Genomic DNA, 14,592 nt, shown 5'->3' with positions numbered 1-14,592 from the left:
TTGCATGATTACCAGCGGGTTAACGCGGCCTGTGCAATTCGATCTGCGGAAATTTGCGCCATCGACGGCCGGCGGACGTGCGCCGTGATCGGCAACGAACGTCTAGAGGTGAGTGCGGATGCGCTTGCGTCCGGTGATCATCGCGCGGGTCAGGTTCTCGCGCTGGAGAATCCCCATCAGCACCACGCCCACGACGTGCAGCACGACCAGGACGATGACCGCGTCCGATGAATAATGGTGGGCGTCTTCGACCCACCAGACGCCGAAGAAGGTGACGGTCACCGACATCGCTCCCGTGATCGTGGAGACAGCGAGCGAGGCCAGCAGCGCCACCAGCATCAACGTGCCGGCGGGATTGAGACCGATGTAGCGGCCGGTCATGCCGCGGCGCAGGTTCCAGAGATAGCCTGGCGCCGCGCGAAGCCTGACGCCGACCATGCGGAAGCGCGAATAGCGGCTTCCCCAAAAACCCCAGACCAGGCGGAAGGCCAGGAGCCCAAGCACCGTATAGCCGACGATGCGGTGCAGGCGGTCAAAGACGGTGGGGGTGAACCACGCGGCCAGAACACAGATCGCCAGGGCCCAGTGCCAGAGGCGCAACGGGAGGTCCCAGACCGCGATCGTGCGCGGAGCAGTTCGATCCGCGGGGCTCCTGTCGGACGCCCCGCGCGCTTCTGGCACCGCTTCTTCGATCAAGCGAAGACCACCCTCAAGCCTTACTTTGCGCAGATCACTTCGCGCAGGTTATTTCGCGCAAGTCATTTCGCGATCGTGTGCTTCAGGCTGAGATCTTCGGGGCTGTAGAACAGCTCGTAGAGCTTGCCTTCCTTGACGCCATAGACCTCATAGCACGAGCCTTCGACCTTGGAGCGCCGCACTTCGTAACCGAGCGCCTTGGCCTTGGCTTCGGCTTCGCTCGCCGGCTTCCACGACGCCTTGTCGAGCTTGGTGCAGTTCTTGAAACCGTCGGCCATGGCGGCGGATCCCGTGCCAATCCCGATCGTCAGTACCATGGCAACAACACGAATGACCTTCACGAACGTCTCCTCCTTTGTCGTGAGCGCTGCGCGGGAAGCCGCGAAGCGGGACGGAAGGAAGCAAAGCACATGATGAAGTCAATGCGGTTCGGAGCCGGTTCGCTTTAGAGATATTCTAACGATCCGAGAAAGATCAGCGCTCTCCGCATGCAGCACGCATTTGAACGACCGCTGCGGCCTTACGTCTCACGGGACGGAGGCACGCTGCCGGCCGGGCTGGTCATCCCTGGATCGCGCTTCGCGCAGCGGGGTAGTTGCGTTGCAGCCAGTCCGCCCAGGAGAGCCGTCCGCGAACGCCTTGGCTGACGACGAAGCCCATGCCGCGCGCCTTCGCGTCCGAAAGATTCATCGGCAGGATTTTCCGATGCAGCCCCCGGGCGTCCTGATACCGGCGGGCCAGCGAGACAAGCTCGAGATCTTCGGGGCCGCCAATCTCCGCGCGCTCGCCACGCATCCCGTCGAAGGCGCAGGCCACGACGTGGTCGGCGACATCCGACGTATCGACGGGATTGAACAGCGTCGTCGGCACCGGCCACACCGGAAGCCAGGCGAGGCCCGAGAGCAGGCTGTCGAGCAGATAGTAGAACGGCATCGCGCGAACCACCGACCAGGACAGTGCCGATGCACGCACCAGCCGTTCGCCGGCAAGCTTGACCCGCGCGTAGGGCAGGGTTGCCTCATCGAGGCCGACGATCGAGACGTGGAGGAAGTGCCGCACCCTGGCCTCCCCGCAGGAGGACAGCAACCGCGCGGTGCCCTCGACGTCCACGGCGGAGGGCGAGGTGAAGAAGTCTGTCGGGCGAATGCCGCCGCGCCGCGCGATCGGCGAATAGGTCGCCGCGTTGATGACCGTGTCGACGTCATGCAGCGCGTCCCGCAACCCGGCGCCTGTGGCGAGGTCGCCGATCGCCCATTCGACGTCCGGTCGCGTGCCCGGCGATCGCGCAAGCACCCGGACGTGACGTCCGTCGCGAACGAGGCAATCGACGATATCCCGGCCGAGATGGCCCGTGCCCCCGGTGACGAGTGTCAGAGCCATGCTTGAAGCTCCATCTGCAACGGCTCGCCGTCCGCCGTAGCGGGAAGGCGTCTACGGCGAGCTCAGTAGCCGGCAACCGTCATGGCAACGACGGCGCTGAGCGCCATCCAGCCGAAGTGCCGGCCGCGTGTCGCCCATGCGTTGGCGAAGGCGGAGAAACCGAACACGCAGGCCATGGTGATGACGATCCAGTGGCGCGCCGGCGCCGAGTCCATCCAGGGCGCCGCGATCAGGAGCACGCCGCCGCCGATCCAGGCGACGGTCGATGCCTGCCAGACCAGGCGGATCAGGGTGCGCAGCCGTTCCGGCTCGATGCTCGCGCGAGCAAAGACCTTGGTCTCGCCGAGGATGCCATGGATGAGGGCCACGGCGATGGTCAGGACGCCGGCGCACTGGAGCAACAGGTCACGCATCGATATCTCCGTACATAACTGTATGGAGACATAGGGGCTGGCCTGCCGCCTGTCAATACACTAGTGTATGGTCAAGCTCCGGGAACCTGGCATGACCGAACAGCTCTCCGCCGACGATTGGATCAAACAGGGGCTGAAGGCGCTCGCGAAAAGCGGCTTCACGGCGCTGAAGGCCGACCCGCTGGCAAAGGCCATGGGGGTTTCGCGCGGCAGCTTCTATTGGCATTTCGCCGATCTCGGCGCATTCCATGCCGCCGTGCTGAAACGCTGGCGCGAGATCGCGGCCGAGCAGATCATTGCCGATGTCGAAGCCGCCGGCGACGAGCCGCTGAAGGCGCTGCTGCGCAGGTCCTTCGGCGCGCGGCTCGATCTCGAACGCGCGGTCCGCAACTGGGCGGCATTCGATGCCGCCGCGCAAGCCGCGGTGCGCGCGATCGACCGCCGCAGGCTCGACTATATCGAGCAGCTCCTGGACAAGCGCGGGCTAGACCCGGCGACGGCGCAGGCTCGCGCGCAGATCCTCTATTGGACATTTCTCGGCTTCGCCCTGTCGGGCCCGCCGGTGCCGGCGGCACGGCTCCAGGGCCTGCTCGACGACCTGCTACGGATGATCTCTGCCGAGTGACCCGTTCCAATGGAACGGGTCACTCGGCGGGCGCGAATTTCTGTGCTAGAGGCAGCCGATCGCCGGAGACCACAATGAACGCGCCCACCGAACGCCCCGAAACCAGCGTCGATCCGAAATTGCTGGAGATTCTGGTCTGCCCGCTGACCAAGGGTCCGCTGGAGTTCGATTCCACAAAGCAGGAGCTGATCTCGCGCAGCGCCAAGCTCGCTTACCCGATCCGCGACGGCATCCCGATCATGCTGCCGGAAGAGGCGCGGAAGATCGATTGAGGTCGCAGTCTTGCGCAGCGGCCGCGCAACAATCGCGATGTCGTCCTGGCGAAGGCCAGGACCCATAACCCCAGGGAGGGGTTTGGCGCGACGCTGGTAACTCCGTGTCTTCGCAAAACTATTGCTGCGGCGTATGGGTCCCGGACCTGCGCGCGCTTGGGGCGCGCTTGTCCGGGACGACGAGCGGAGGGTGGAGCGCCAGCGAGGATAAGAACTACAGCGCCTCGCCCTTCAGCAGCCGCGGCACCTCGCCCGTCAGGCCTGCGGCCTGGCGGATAAAGAGATTCTTCAGCGGCGGGGCGCGGTCGACGAGGCCGAGGCCGATGTCGCGCACGGTGCGCAGCAGCGTCGACTGGTTGGAGAACAGGAAGTTCAGCGAGTTGGTGGCAACGCCCATCGCCATGGTGTCGAAGCGGCGCCAGCGCTGGTAGCGCTCGAGCACGTCGGCCGCGCCGAGATCCATCCCGAGCCGCGCGGCATCGACGACGACCTCGGCCAGCGCGGCGACGTCCTTCAGCCCCATGTTGAGGCCCTGGCCCGCGATCGGGTGGATGACGTGGGCGGAATCGCCGACCAACGCGAGGCGCTCGGCGATGAAGGAGCGCGCCACGAAATAGGACAGCGGAAATGCGCGCGGCTTGTCGAGCGCCTTGACCTCGCCGAGATGCAGGCCGAAGCGCTGCTCGAGCTCGCCGTGAAACTCTTCGTCGCTGAGCGCGATGATGCGCGCGGCCTCAGCCCGGCGCTCGGTCCAGACCAGCGAGGAGCGCTTTCCGGACAGCGGCAGGATCGCGAAGGGACCTGCGGGCAGGAAGTGCTCTTCGGCGCGGCCTTCGTGGTCGCGCTCATGGCCGACGGTGACGACGATGCCGGACTGGTCATACTCCCAGCCATTGGTGGCGATGCCGGCGCGCTCGCGCAGCTTCGACCTCGCACCATCGGCGGCGACCAGCAGGCTGGCCGCGATCACGCTGCCGTCGCCGAGCGTCACGTCGATGCCGTCGGAGCGGGCGTCGTAGGAGGCGACCGTGGTGGCGCGGAGATCGATGCCCTCGGCCTCGGCACGCACGACCAGCGCGTCGATCAGGCGGCGGTTCTCGACCATGTGCGCAAAGGGCTCGCCCGGCGCGACGTCGCCGGCGAAGTTGAGGAACACCGGACGCGTGGCGTCCTCCAGCTTGGAATCGGTGACGACCATGTCGAGGATCGGCTGCGCCTCGCCCCTGACGTCGTCCCAGGCACCGATCGCCTCGAACAGGCGGCGGCAAGCCGCGACGATCGCGGTGGCGCGCGGGTCCCGGCTCGGCCGCGTGCTGAGCGCGGGATCGGCGACGATGACGGGAATCTCGGGCCCGAGCCCCTGGCGGAGCGCCAAGGCCAGCGCCAGGCCCGCAAACGCGCCGCCGCCAATGACAATGCTACCCTGTACCGACATACCAAGCTTCCCGGCCAATACTTCGCCTGTTCTTGGTCTTGCTAGCAGACTTGAGGTGGGCGAAACAGTGCGGTGAAACAAGGGCGGAACGGCCCAATTCCGTCATTCCGGGGCGCGGAAGCGCGAACCCGGAATCCAGAGGTTATCGCTCGGGATTCCGGGTTCATCGCTGGCGCGATGCCCCGGAATGACGAGATTTTCGAAAGCACAATCATGTCCAAAAGCCTGATCGACCTGATCTCGATCCTCGACCTCGAACAGCTCGAGGTGAACCTGTTCCGCGGCAACAGTCCGAAGACGAGCTGGCAGCGGGTGTTCGGCGGCCAGGTGATCGGGCAGGCGATGGTCGCGGCCTGCCGCACCGTCGAGGGCCGGCTGCCGCATTCGCTGCATTGCTATTTCATCCTGCCGGGCGATCCGCAGATCCCGATCATCTACCAGGTCGAGCGCCTGCGCGACGGCAAGAGCTACTCGACCCGCCGCGTCACCGCGATCCAGCACGGCAACGCGATCTTCTCGATAATGGTGTCGTTCCATGCCGAGGAGGAGAGCGCGTTCGATCACCAGGACAAGATGCCGGACGTACCGCCGCCGGAAAAGCTGACGGCGGAGGAAGTGGCGAAGCAGCCGCTGTTCAAGGAGATGCCGGAGTTCATTCGCCGCTACTATGAATCCGACCGTCCGATCGAGCTGCGCCCGGTGGAGCTCGGCCGCTACTTCGGCCAGAAGATCGAGGACGGCCGCATCCACGTCTGGATCAGGACCGCGGCGAAGCTGCCCGACGATCCGGCGCTGCACATGTGCGCGCTGGCCTATGCGTCGGATTTCTCGCTGCTCGATGCGATCATGGCGCGCTACGGCCGCACGCTGTTCGACAAGCGCATGATGCCGGCGAGCCTTGACCACGCGATGTGGTTTCACCGCCCGTTCCGCGCCGACGAATGGCTGCTCTACGCCCAGGATTCGCCGAGCGCGCGAAGCGGCCGCGGGCTGACCCGCGGCTCGATCTTCAAGCCCGACGGCACGCTGGTCGCCTCCGTCGCGCAGGAAGGCTCCGTGCGCGAGCGGAGGGCGTAACGCCTAGAGGGAGCCGCGGGGGGCGAGCTCGGTCTGCGACGCAAACCAGTTCATAATCCAGCGATACACCCACGGGATCGGGATGATGAGGCTGAACAGGATTGCGGCCACGATTCCGCGCCAGAGAATCTCAAGACCGCTGCCCTTGAAGACGATCTCGCGCCGCGTGCCTTCAATGCTGCGGCAGAACCAGCGCATCTGAGCCGCGGCAACCCAGGCCCAGCCGATGATGGTAATGATCGAGATCGCGAACAGCAGATTCCAGCCGACATAGGCCCAGACCGAGCCGGTGAAGCTGAGGCCGAGCGGCTGCCCATTGGAGGCGAGGTTCGCGACTATCCATTTGATGAGGAGCCAGTAGAGAACGATCTGCACGAGGAACAGCAGGTTGCTCAGCAACTGGCTGCCGATGAAGCCGATCGCGATCGCCAGAACGATGAAGCCGAAAAACCAGGGCACCAGCGCCATCGCATTGCCGGTGAAGCTGAGGTTCGGGCGTCCCGGGACCTTCACGCAAGGCACGATCCATTTTGTGTACCAGACGAAGACCCACGGCGCCGGGATGACAAAGCACATGCCGATCAGCATCACGATGCTGCGCCAGGTGAATTCGAGGATGCCAAAATCGACCGACAGTGATCCGCCGGCGGCGCCACCATTGCCGCGGCCGCCCATCGTCGGCGGACCACCGGCCGGGATCATCGGCGGCGCGCCGCCGCCGACCAGGCCGGGGATCTCGGCGGCCTTCTGCCAGCCGGCCATGCCTTCGGTCCACACCAGCGTATCCGGGCGCACGACGCCCTGGGCGATGAGGTCGCGGAACTGCCCTTCGGGAAAGGGCCCCTGCTGCTTGCCCTCGGATGCGTAGAACCAACTCGCCATGAAACGTCCCCCTCAAACATACTTATGTACCGGCTGGGACGCTTCGGTTCACCGCATCCATGCCAAAAATGCATTGTGACGGATGAACGGCTGCCCTGTACAGAGGCGGCCGTTCACAACGCCAAACGTTTTTCCGCTTCAATCTGCAACTTTTTTATGCCATTTGCCCGGAAAGATGCCAGATTGACGCTGCGCCGGGGACATACGGCGCGGCGCATCCCGGGGAATAGGCCTGACCATGAAACTCGTCGTCGCGATCATCAAACCCTTCAAGCTCGATGAGGTCCGCCAGGCCCTGACGGCGATCGGCGTCCACGGCATGACCGTGACCGAGGTAAAGGGTTATGGCCGCCAGAAGGGCCACACCGAGATCTATCGCGGCGCGGAATATGTCGTGAACTTCCTGCCGAAGCTGCGCATCGAGATCGCGGTCGCCTCCGACGTCGCCGACAAGGCGGTCGCCGTGATCACCGCCACGGCGCGCACCGGGCAGATCGGCGACGGCAAGATCTTCGTCACGCCGATCGACCACGCGCTGCGCATCCGCACCGGCGAAACCGACAGCGACGCGCTCTAAAAACGACTTCTTCTTCGATCGCACCGGGCAACGACGCCACAGCTGCGACGCAATTTCTATGCTGGGGGAAATGACATGGCGGGATTGTTGCGCCGCGCGACCGTTATGGCTGCGCCGGCCGGACTTATGTCGATCATGGCCGCGCCGGCGCAGGCCGCGGGTTCCGAGATCAACACCGCCGACACCGCCTGGATGATCGTCGCCACCGCGCTGGTGCTGATGATGACGATCCCCGGCCTCGCGCTGTTCTATTCCGGCATGGTGCGCAAGAAGAACGTGCTCGCCACCATGGCGCAGAGCCTTGCCGCCGTGACGATGATCTCGATTCTCTGGGTCGCGTTCGGCTATTCGCTCTGCTTCGTCGGCGACGGCCCCTGGATCGGCACGCTCGACCGCTGGTTCCTGGCGGGCATGACGCTCGACAGCGTCAACCCGGCGGCGAAGACGATCCCGGAATCGCTGTTCATGCTGTACCAGATGACGTTTGCGATCATCACGGTGGCGCTGGTCGCGGGCTCGGTCGCCGACCGCATGCGGTTCTCCGCTTATCTGCTGTTCTCCGTCGCCTGGTTCATCTTCGTCTACATTCCGCTGGCGCATTGGGTGTGGGGCGGCGGCTTCCTCGCCAGCATGGGCGTACTGGATTTCGCCGGCGGCCTCGTGGTGCATCTGTCGGCCGGCACCGCCGGCCTCGTCGCCGCCAAGGTGATGGGGCGCCGCCACGGCTACGGCACCGAAAATCTCTCGCCCTTCGATCTGTCGCTCGCCGTGATGGGCACTGGCCTGTTGTGGGTCGGCTGGTTCGGCTTCAACGGCGGTTCGGCCGGCGCGGCCAATTCGCGCGCGGTGCTGGCGATCATCGCGACGCATCTGGCGGCCTGCTCCGGCGCGCTGACCTGGGGCGCAATCGAATGGTCGACGCGGCGCAAGCCTTCCGTGCTCGGCATGATCTCCGGCGCGGTCGCTGGCCTCGGCACCATCACGCCGGCCTCGGGCTTCGTCGCGCCGTGGCATGGCATCGTCATCGGCATCATCGCCGGGGCGGTTTGCTACTGGGCCTGCACCTGGCTGAAGCACCGCTTCGACTATGACGATTCGCTCGACGTGTTCGGCGTCCACGGCATCGGCGGGCTGACCGGCACCCTGCTCGCCGGGGTGTTCGCAACCAGCGCCATCGGCGGCACCGCCGGCCTGCTCGAAGGCCATCCGCGGCAGCTTCTGATCCAGCTTTATGGGGTCGCCGTCACCTTCGTTTGGGCGGCCGGGGTGAGCTTCATCCTGCTCAAGCTGGTCGGCCTGTTCGTGCCCCTGCGCGTATCCCGTGAGCACGAGCTCGAAGGACTGGATATTTCGCAGCACGGCGAGGCGCTGCAGTAAGCCGCGGGCGGCCGGTTCGAAGCATCGAGCAGCCTGAGGTCACCCGGGACTTGCGCAACACATAAGCGTATGCTTATGTGTTGTCATGATTGAAGCCGACATCTTCAAGGCGCTGGCCGACCCTACGCGTCGAAGGGTCTTTGAGAAGCTCGCTGGCGGAAGCCTGAATGCGAGCGCTTTGCGCGACGGATTGGAGATCAGCCAACCGGCGATGTCGCAGCATCTCGCGGTGCTGCGCGCGGCAGGCTTGGTGCGTGAACAGCGGCAGGGCCGCTTTGTGAACTACGAAGTCGACCCCGGCGGAATCGTCGCCATCGGGGCATGGCTTGCGCGCTACCGCGCCTACTGGCCGAAGCGCATGGAAGCACTCGCCGATCTCCTCAAGGACATGGATCAATAAGGACCTGGATTAATAAGGACCTGGACCGATGAGCGACGCCGCGAAGCCTGATCGTCCCGAAGAAGCCCTGGTGCTTGAATACGAATTCGATGCGCCGCCGGCAAAGGTCTGGCGCGCCGTGACCATTCCGGCCTTGCGCGAGCGCTGGTTGCCGGATTGCGACCTTGCGGGCGCCGAGCCGGAATCAACGATCGCAGGCGAAGAGGTGCGCTACCGGCTTCGCGATTCAGAGCCGCCGTTTCGCGAGAGCCACGTCATCTTCCGGATCGAGCCGAACGAGGACGGCGGCACCCGCTTCCGCATCCTCCAGCAAGCCTGCGACGACCTCGCGAAACTGCCGCAGCCGGCCAACACCAATTGCTGCCTGATGATGGCGGCCTAACAGCACAAGACGTCATCGCCTGCAAACATGGAGGTCGCCAATGCGCGACATGCTTCAGCTCGTCCCTATGGTTGTCGAACAATCTGCCCGCGGCGAGCGATCCTTCGACATCTATTCGCGGCTCCTGCGCGAGCGCATCATCTTCCTCAACGGCGAGGTCAATGATGCGATGTCCGGACTGGTCTGCGCGCAATTGTTGTTCCTGGAGGCGGAGAATCCGAACAGACCGATCAATCTCTACATCAACTCCTACGGCGGCGTGGTCACCAGTGGACTGGCGATGTACGACACCATGCAGTTCATCAAGGCGCCGGTTCATACGCTGTGCATGGGCACCGCGCGCTCGATGGGCTCGTTCCTGCTGATGGCCGGCGAGCGAGGTCACCGCGCCGCGCTGCCCAATGCGAGCCTTCACGTGCATCAGCCGCTCGGCGGCTTCCAGGGCCAGGCGTCCGACATCCTGATCCATGCCAACGAAATGCAGGAGACCAAGCGGCGCATCACCCGGCTCTACGCGCAGCATTGCGGGCGCACCGAGGCGGAGGTGGAACGGACCCTGGACCGCGACCACTTCATGACCGCGCAGCAGGGGGTCGAATGGGGGTTGATCGACCGGGTCTTTGCGGAGCGCGACGCTGCCTGACGGTCCGAGGGCGGCTTCGGCCGGATACCGTCCGGCAAGCTTTGTTCTGCCCGAGCGGCTCGGCCGATTGCCGCGCATCCCGTGGGCACGAGCTCAAGGGGCTCAGTATTTCGCCGCACGGCGAAGCACTTCAGTAAGCTTCGCCCATAATTAGATACCTTCCAGCTGCCCGACACGTGAGCAACATTGTGTCGGCAGCCTGTCGTGCCCTCATTTTGAGCAGTCGTGACCAGCTTTTGAGCGCGACGTAATAGCGCACTGCACTGCGATACCCGCGAAACGCGAAAACCCCCGCTTTCATAATCCGTTAGGCAACACGCCCGTTCTGGCACGGCATTTGATTCTAGGGGGCGTGGCTGTGCCCGCGTAGTGAAACTTCTCCCTCGTGGCGAACCAGTCGAGAAACGCCCGGCCACGTCCGGACCGGGCCCAAGCGGGGATAGGACCCATGAAAATTGTTATGGCGATTATTAAGCCATTCAAGCTGGAAGAAGTCCGTGACGCCCTGACCGCCATCGGCGTTCACGGTCTCACGGTGACGGAAGTCAAGGGGTATGGCCGCCAGAAGGGCCACACGGAAATCTATCGCGGCGCTGAATATGCCGTGAGCTTCTTGCCCAAGATCAAGATCGAGGTCGCTGTCGCCTCCGACCAGGTCGACAAGACCATCGACGCCATCACGTCCGCCGCGAAAACCGGACAGATCGGCGACGGCAAGATCTTCGTCATCAACCTCGACCATGCGGTTCGTATCCGCACCGGCGAGGCCGATGCCGCGGCCCTTTGATTTCGCGCTCAACCTTATCCAATCAGGAGTAAATAATATGACGTTCAAGCGTCCCTATGGCGCGGGATTGGCGGCTCTCGCAGTCGGCCTGTTCGCTGCGACCGCAGCCTATGCCGAGCCAACGGTCAACAAGGGAGACAACGCCTGGATGCTGACATCGACAGTCCTCGTGCTGTTGATGACGATCCCGGGTCTTGCGCTGTTCTACGGCGGTCTCGTCCGTTCCAAGAACATGCTCTCGGTCTTGATGCAGGTCTTCTACACCGTCTGCGTCGTCACCGTGATCTGGGCCGTGTACGGCTACAGCCTCGCCTTCACCGGCGGTTCCGACTTCATCGGCGGCTTCTCCAAGGCCTTCATGATGGGCGTCACCACCGACTCGAAGGCCGCGACCTTCTCGGTCGACGCCAACATCTCGGAGCTCATCTATATGTGCTTCCAGATGACTTTCGCGGCGATCACGCCGGCCCTCATCGTCGGCGCCTTCGCCGAGCGCATGAAGTTCTCGGCGATCGCTCTCTTCATCCCGCTCTGGGTCACGCTGATCTACTTCCCGATCGCGCACATGGTCTGGTACTGGCCGGGCCCGGACGCGATCCAGGACGCTGCCAAGGCTCTGGCTGCGGCGACTGATGCGGCGGCGAAGACCGCGGCGCAGGCCAAGCTCGACGAGATCAACGCCGACGCCGGCTGGATCTTCAAGAAGGGCGCGATCGACTTCGCGGGCGGCACCGTGGTGCACATCAACGCCGGCATCGCAGGTCTCGTCGGCGCTCTCCTGATCGGCAAGCGCACCGGCTACGGCAAGGAGCTGATGGCTCCGCACTCGCTGACCATGTCGATGATCGGCGCCTCGCTGCTCTGGGTCGGCTGGTTCGGCTTCAACGCCGGCTCCAACCTCGAAGCCAACGGCGGCGCTGCCCTCGCCATGACCAACTCCTTCGTCGCCACCGCAGCCGCCGCGCTGTCGTGGATGTTCGCGGAGTGGATCGTGAAGGGTCACCCGTCGGTGCTCGGCGTCATCTCCGGCGCTGTCGCGGGTCTCGTGGCCGTCACGCCCGCCGCCGGCTTCTCCGGCGTCATGGGTGCGATCGTCCTCGGTCTCGTGGTCGGCGTGGTCTGCCTGTTCTTCTGCACCGTCGTGAAGAACGCGATCGGCTACGACGACTCCCTCGACGTGTTCGGCGTGCACTGCATCGGCGGCATCGTCGGTGCTCTCGGTACCGGCATCCTGGTGAACCCCGCCCTCGGCGGCGCCGGCATCATCGACTACACGGCGATCCCGCCGAAGGTTGCCGATTACGACTTCGCGGCGCAGATGGTGTCCCAGTTCTGGGGCGTCTGCACCACGCTGGTGTGGTCGGGCGTCGGTTCGGCGATCCTCTACAAGGTCGTCGATGTGATCGTTGGCCTCCGCGCCAATGTCGAGAGCGAGCGTGAAGGCCTCGACATCACCGAGCACACCGAGCGCGCCTACAACATGTAACCTCTCCTCCCGGGCACGGTCTCCCCGGAGACCGCGTCCACAACTACGGTTTGGGCACATACCCGGCAATGCCCCGACCGTTGAGGGGCTCCAGCGCAAGCTGGAGCCCCTTTCTTTTTGCGCCGCGCGGCAAAGAAGCAAAGAAAAGGATTGCCATTCCAGATTGCCGGCGCAGAAATATCGACCACAACGAACAACAAACCGGGAGATCGTCATGCGTTTGGAAGGCGGATGCTATTGCGGCGAAGTGCGCTACGTGGCCGAGGGCGACCCGATGATGCAGGCGCAGTGTCATTGCCGCGAGTGCCAGTACATCTCGGGCGGCGCACCCAACACCTTCATCGCGATGCCGGTGGCCGGCTTCAGCTACATCATCGGGCAGCCCAAGCAGTTCACCCGCAAGGACCTCGAGCGCGCCGTGACGCGCGAGTTCTGCCCCGAATGCGGCACCCATCTGGTGACCAAGGTTCCGGGTCTGCCTGCGGCGATCCTGAAGGTCGGCACGCTGGACGAGCCCGAGCAGTTCCATCCGCAGATGGCGATCTACACCTGCGACAAGCAGGAATTCCACGCCATCCCCGCCGGCATGGCGACGTTCGAGAAGCTGCCGGGGCACTAGTCCACGATGACGGCGCGCTCCCTCCCCCGCATGCGGGGGAGGGCAGGGGAGAAGGTGTCTCAACATCGGGACAATCCCTATGCGGAGAGAACCCTCACCCGCGCCTTCGGCGCGACCTCTCCCGCAAGCGGGAGAGGTCAAGGAACCAGCCGGCCCTGTAGCCCACCCATCCCGTTGTTATCCGGCCTCAATATTCCCGCTCTGGACGGGGGCGGCGGCCGATGGTTAATCGCGTCTTAACCTCGCCCTATCTATGGTGAACTGAACCGCTTCCCGCCGGCGCCTTGGTGCGACCGGCTGTTCCAAGAGTGCTGGCGTCCAGAATGGCTATGACCGCTTCATCCCGTGCGCCGCAGGCCAGCGGAAGCTCCGATTCCGAACGCTCGCCCTTCGTCCGGCTGAACGAGCTGTTGGCCCCCCATCAGCCGGGTAAACCCTTGATTACGCTTGCGGTCGGCGAGCCTCAGCATCCCGTGCCCGATTTCGTCGGCCCGGTCTTGGCCAAGCACACCGCCGATTTCGGCCGTTACCCGATGAACCAGGGCACCGAGCCGTTCCGGAAAGCCGCGAGCGCCTGGTTGTCGTCGCGCTTCAAGCTGCCGCGGCCGCTCGACCCCGCGAGCGAGCTTCTCGTCCTCAATGGCAGCCGCGAGGGGCTGTTCCTCGCCGCGATCACGGCCGCACGCTATGTCAGCCCGCGCCCCGGCAAGCCCGCCATCCTGATGCCGAACCCGTTCTATCCGGTCTATGGCGCCGGCGCCCGCGCAGCGGCTTGCGAGCCGGTCTATCTGCCGACCACCGTCGAGAATGGCTTCCTGCCCGATCTCGACGCCATCGACGAGGCGACGCTGGCGCGCACGGTGGCGTTCTATCTGGCCTCGCCCGCCAATCCGCAGGGCTCGGTCGCCAAGCCCGACTATTTCAAGCGGTTGAAGCAACTCGCCGACCGCTACGGCTTCGTGATCCTCAGCGACGAGTGCTATTCGGAGATCTACACCCGCGAGGCCCCGGGCAGCGCGCTCGAATGTGCCGGCCCCGACTTCACCCGCGTGGTTGCGTTCCAGTCGCTGTCGAAGCGCTCCAATTTGCCGGGCCTGCGCGTCGGGTTCGCCGCCGGCGACAAGAAGTTCATCGGCATGTTCCTCGAGCTGCGCAACATCGCAGCGCCCCAGGTGCCCGTGCCGCTCCAGCATGTCGCCACCGTCGCCTATGGCGACGAAGCGCATGTCGAGGAGAACCGCAGGCTCTACCGGATCAAGTTCGACCTCGCCGACCAGATCATCGGCAATCGCTACGGCTATCGCCGGCCCGACGGCGGCTTCTGCGTCTGGCTCAACACGTCCGAGCTCGGCGACGACGTGTCGATCACGCTCAGGCTCTTCAAAGAAGCCGGCGTGCGCGTGGTGCCCGGCAGCTATCTGGCGCGGCTCCAGCCCGACGGCTTCAATCCCGGCGCAGGCTACATTCGCCTCGCGCTGGTGCAGGATGGCGAGACCACGGCACAGGCGCTGCACCGCCTGGTCGAGACTCTGGGTTAGGCG

Annotated in this window: 18 protein-coding genes; 12 read left to right on the top strand and 6 right to left on the bottom strand. The window is 64.9% G+C overall.

Annotation, left to right across the window (positions count from 1 at the left end; translation table 11 throughout):
- Positions 1-102 precede the first annotated feature (102 nt).
- The 4 genes from WN73_RS29240 to WN73_RS29225 all read right to left on the bottom strand — a co-directional run bounded on the left by WN73_RS29240 (position 103) and on the right by WN73_RS29225 (position 2,489).
- On the bottom strand, positions 103-696 hold the full coding sequence (locus WN73_RS29240; protein ID WP_271555735.1) for a cytochrome b/b6 domain-containing protein: 594 nt from the start codon (positions 694-696) through the stop codon (positions 103-105).
- 62 nt (positions 697-758) lie between these two features.
- A complete protein-coding gene (locus tag WN73_RS29235; RefSeq protein WP_028174973.1) occupies positions 759-1,037 on the bottom strand; it encodes a PepSY domain-containing protein in 279 nt (92 codons plus the stop codon).
- Positions 1,038-1,257: 220 nt separating this feature from the next.
- Positions 1,258-2,076 carry an SDR family oxidoreductase gene (locus WN73_RS29230; protein WP_271555734.1) on the bottom strand — a complete coding sequence of 273 codons (819 nt, stop codon included), beginning with the start codon at positions 2,074-2,076 and terminating at the stop codon, positions 1,258-1,260.
- 62 nt (positions 2,077-2,138) lie between these two features.
- Positions 2,139-2,489, bottom strand: coding sequence for a hypothetical protein (locus tag WN73_RS29225; protein WP_271555733.1), 351 nt, complete (start codon positions 2,487-2,489; stop codon positions 2,139-2,141).
- A 91-nt stretch (positions 2,490-2,580) separates the two neighbouring features.
- Between WN73_RS29225 and WN73_RS29220 the strand changes: the two genes are divergently transcribed.
- Positions 2,581-3,114 carry a TetR/AcrR family transcriptional regulator gene (locus WN73_RS29220; protein ID WP_271555732.1) on the top strand — a complete coding sequence of 178 codons (534 nt, stop codon included), beginning with the start codon at positions 2,581-2,583 and terminating at the stop codon, positions 3,112-3,114.
- A 74-nt stretch (positions 3,115-3,188) separates the two neighbouring features.
- Positions 3,189-3,386: a Trm112 family protein gene (locus tag WN73_RS29215; RefSeq protein WP_028174977.1), complete on the top strand. Its 198-nt coding sequence runs from the start codon at positions 3,189-3,191 to the stop codon at positions 3,384-3,386.
- Between the two features lie 214 nt (positions 3,387-3,600).
- On the opposite strand, the gene WN73_RS29210 is transcribed toward WN73_RS29215, so the two are convergent.
- Positions 3,601-4,821, bottom strand: coding sequence for a ubiquinone biosynthesis hydroxylase (locus tag WN73_RS29210; RefSeq protein ID WP_011083432.1), 1,221 nt, complete (start codon positions 4,819-4,821; stop codon positions 3,601-3,603).
- 213 nt (positions 4,822-5,034) lie between these two features.
- Here WN73_RS29210 and tesB point away from each other — a divergent pair, with 213 nt between their 5' ends.
- Entirely contained in the window at positions 5,035-5,898 is an 864-nt protein-coding gene (gene tesB / locus WN73_RS29205) for an acyl-CoA thioesterase II (protein ID WP_028174978.1), read from the top strand.
- A 3-nt stretch (positions 5,899-5,901) separates the two neighbouring features.
- Here tesB and WN73_RS29200 read toward each other — a convergent pair whose 3' ends face one another.
- Positions 5,902-6,780, bottom strand: a complete 879-nt coding sequence (locus tag WN73_RS29200; protein WP_028174979.1) for a DUF4339 domain-containing protein — start codon at positions 6,778-6,780, stop codon at positions 5,902-5,904.
- A 238-nt stretch (positions 6,781-7,018) separates the two neighbouring features.
- Here WN73_RS29200 and WN73_RS29195 point away from each other — a divergent pair, with 238 nt between their 5' ends.
- From WN73_RS29195 to WN73_RS29155, 9 genes are all read left to right on the top strand, one after another.
- On the top strand, positions 7,019-7,357 hold the full coding sequence (locus WN73_RS29195; protein WP_008142802.1) for a P-II family nitrogen regulator: 339 nt from the start codon (positions 7,019-7,021) through the stop codon (positions 7,355-7,357).
- Positions 7,358-7,432: 75 nt separating this feature from the next.
- Complete coding sequence (locus WN73_RS29190; protein WP_028174980.1) at positions 7,433-8,734, top strand: ammonium transporter; 1,302 nt, start codon at positions 7,433-7,435, stop codon at positions 8,732-8,734.
- Between the two features lie 85 nt (positions 8,735-8,819).
- Positions 8,820-9,134, top strand: a complete 315-nt coding sequence (locus WN73_RS29185; protein ID WP_271555731.1) for an ArsR/SmtB family transcription factor — start codon at positions 8,820-8,822, stop codon at positions 9,132-9,134.
- Between the two features lie 28 nt (positions 9,135-9,162).
- Entirely contained in the window at positions 9,163-9,516 is a 354-nt protein-coding gene (locus WN73_RS29180) for an SRPBCC family protein (RefSeq protein WP_271555730.1), read from the top strand.
- Positions 9,517-9,556: 40 nt separating this feature from the next.
- Positions 9,557-10,159: an ATP-dependent Clp protease proteolytic subunit gene (locus WN73_RS29175; RefSeq protein WP_271555729.1), complete on the top strand. Its 603-nt coding sequence runs from the start codon at positions 9,557-9,559 to the stop codon at positions 10,157-10,159.
- A 448-nt stretch (positions 10,160-10,607) separates the two neighbouring features.
- Complete coding sequence (locus WN73_RS29170; protein WP_008142813.1) at positions 10,608-10,946, top strand: P-II family nitrogen regulator; 339 nt, start codon at positions 10,608-10,610, stop codon at positions 10,944-10,946.
- Between the two features lie 37 nt (positions 10,947-10,983).
- Entirely contained in the window at positions 10,984-12,432 is a 1,449-nt protein-coding gene (locus tag WN73_RS29165; RefSeq protein WP_028174983.1) for an ammonium transporter, read from the top strand.
- A gap of 214 nt (positions 12,433-12,646) precedes the next feature.
- Complete coding sequence (locus WN73_RS29160; RefSeq protein ID WP_028174984.1) at positions 12,647-13,051, top strand: GFA family protein; 405 nt, start codon at positions 12,647-12,649, stop codon at positions 13,049-13,051.
- Positions 13,052-13,374: 323 nt separating this feature from the next.
- Complete coding sequence (locus tag WN73_RS29155; protein WP_028174985.1) at positions 13,375-14,589, top strand: aminotransferase class I/II-fold pyridoxal phosphate-dependent enzyme; 1,215 nt, start codon at positions 13,375-13,377, stop codon at positions 14,587-14,589.
- Positions 14,590-14,592: the final 3 nt, after the last annotated feature.

The organism is Bradyrhizobium sp. CCBAU 45394 (assembly GCF_028128655.1).
GTDB lineage: Bacteria > Pseudomonadota > Alphaproteobacteria > Rhizobiales > Xanthobacteraceae > Bradyrhizobium > Bradyrhizobium diazoefficiens.
The sequence above is the reverse complement of the archived record's forward strand: the minus strand, read 5'-3'. Positions and strand labels throughout refer to the sequence as shown.

Excerpts from the sequence above, each read along its gene's own strand:
- tesB (WP_028174978.1), top strand. The coding sequence starts at position 5,035 with ATGTCCAAAAGCCTGATCGACCTGATCTCGATCCTCGACCTCGAACAG.
- WN73_RS29170 (WP_008142813.1), top strand. The coding sequence starts at position 10,608 with ATGAAAATTGTTATGGCGATTATTAAGCCATTCAAGCTGGAAGAAGTC.
- WN73_RS29185 (WP_271555731.1), top strand. The coding sequence starts at position 8,820 with ATGATTGAAGCCGACATCTTCAAGGCGCTGGCCGACCCTACGCGTCGA.
- WN73_RS29225 (WP_271555733.1), bottom strand. The coding sequence starts at position 2,489 with ATGCGTGACCTGTTGCTCCAGTGCGCCGGCGTCCTGACCATCGCCGTG.
- WN73_RS29230 (WP_271555734.1), bottom strand. The coding sequence starts at position 2,076 with ATGGCTCTGACACTCGTCACCGGGGGCACGGGCCATCTCGGCCGGGAT.
- WN73_RS29155 (WP_028174985.1), top strand. The coding sequence starts at position 13,375 with ATGGCTATGACCGCTTCATCCCGTGCGCCGCAGGCCAGCGGAAGCTCC.
- WN73_RS29215 (WP_028174977.1), top strand. The coding sequence starts at position 3,189 with ATGAACGCGCCCACCGAACGCCCCGAAACCAGCGTCGATCCGAAATTG.
- WN73_RS29200 (WP_028174979.1), bottom strand. The coding sequence starts at position 6,780 with ATGGCGAGTTGGTTCTACGCATCCGAGGGCAAGCAGCAGGGGCCCTTT.
- WN73_RS29195 (WP_008142802.1), top strand. The coding sequence starts at position 7,019 with ATGAAACTCGTCGTCGCGATCATCAAACCCTTCAAGCTCGATGAGGTC.
- WN73_RS29190 (WP_028174980.1), top strand. The coding sequence starts at position 7,433 with ATGGCGGGATTGTTGCGCCGCGCGACCGTTATGGCTGCGCCGGCCGGA.
- WN73_RS29165 (WP_028174983.1), top strand. The coding sequence starts at position 10,984 with ATGACGTTCAAGCGTCCCTATGGCGCGGGATTGGCGGCTCTCGCAGTC.
- WN73_RS29220 (WP_271555732.1), top strand. The coding sequence starts at position 2,581 with ATGACCGAACAGCTCTCCGCCGACGATTGGATCAAACAGGGGCTGAAG.
- WN73_RS29175 (WP_271555729.1), top strand. The coding sequence starts at position 9,557 with ATGCGCGACATGCTTCAGCTCGTCCCTATGGTTGTCGAACAATCTGCC.
- WN73_RS29210 (WP_011083432.1), bottom strand. The coding sequence starts at position 4,821 with ATGTCGGTACAGGGTAGCATTGTCATTGGCGGCGGCGCGTTTGCGGGC.
- WN73_RS29160 (WP_028174984.1), top strand. The coding sequence starts at position 12,647 with ATGCGTTTGGAAGGCGGATGCTATTGCGGCGAAGTGCGCTACGTGGCC.
- WN73_RS29180 (WP_271555730.1), top strand. The coding sequence starts at position 9,163 with ATGAGCGACGCCGCGAAGCCTGATCGTCCCGAAGAAGCCCTGGTGCTT.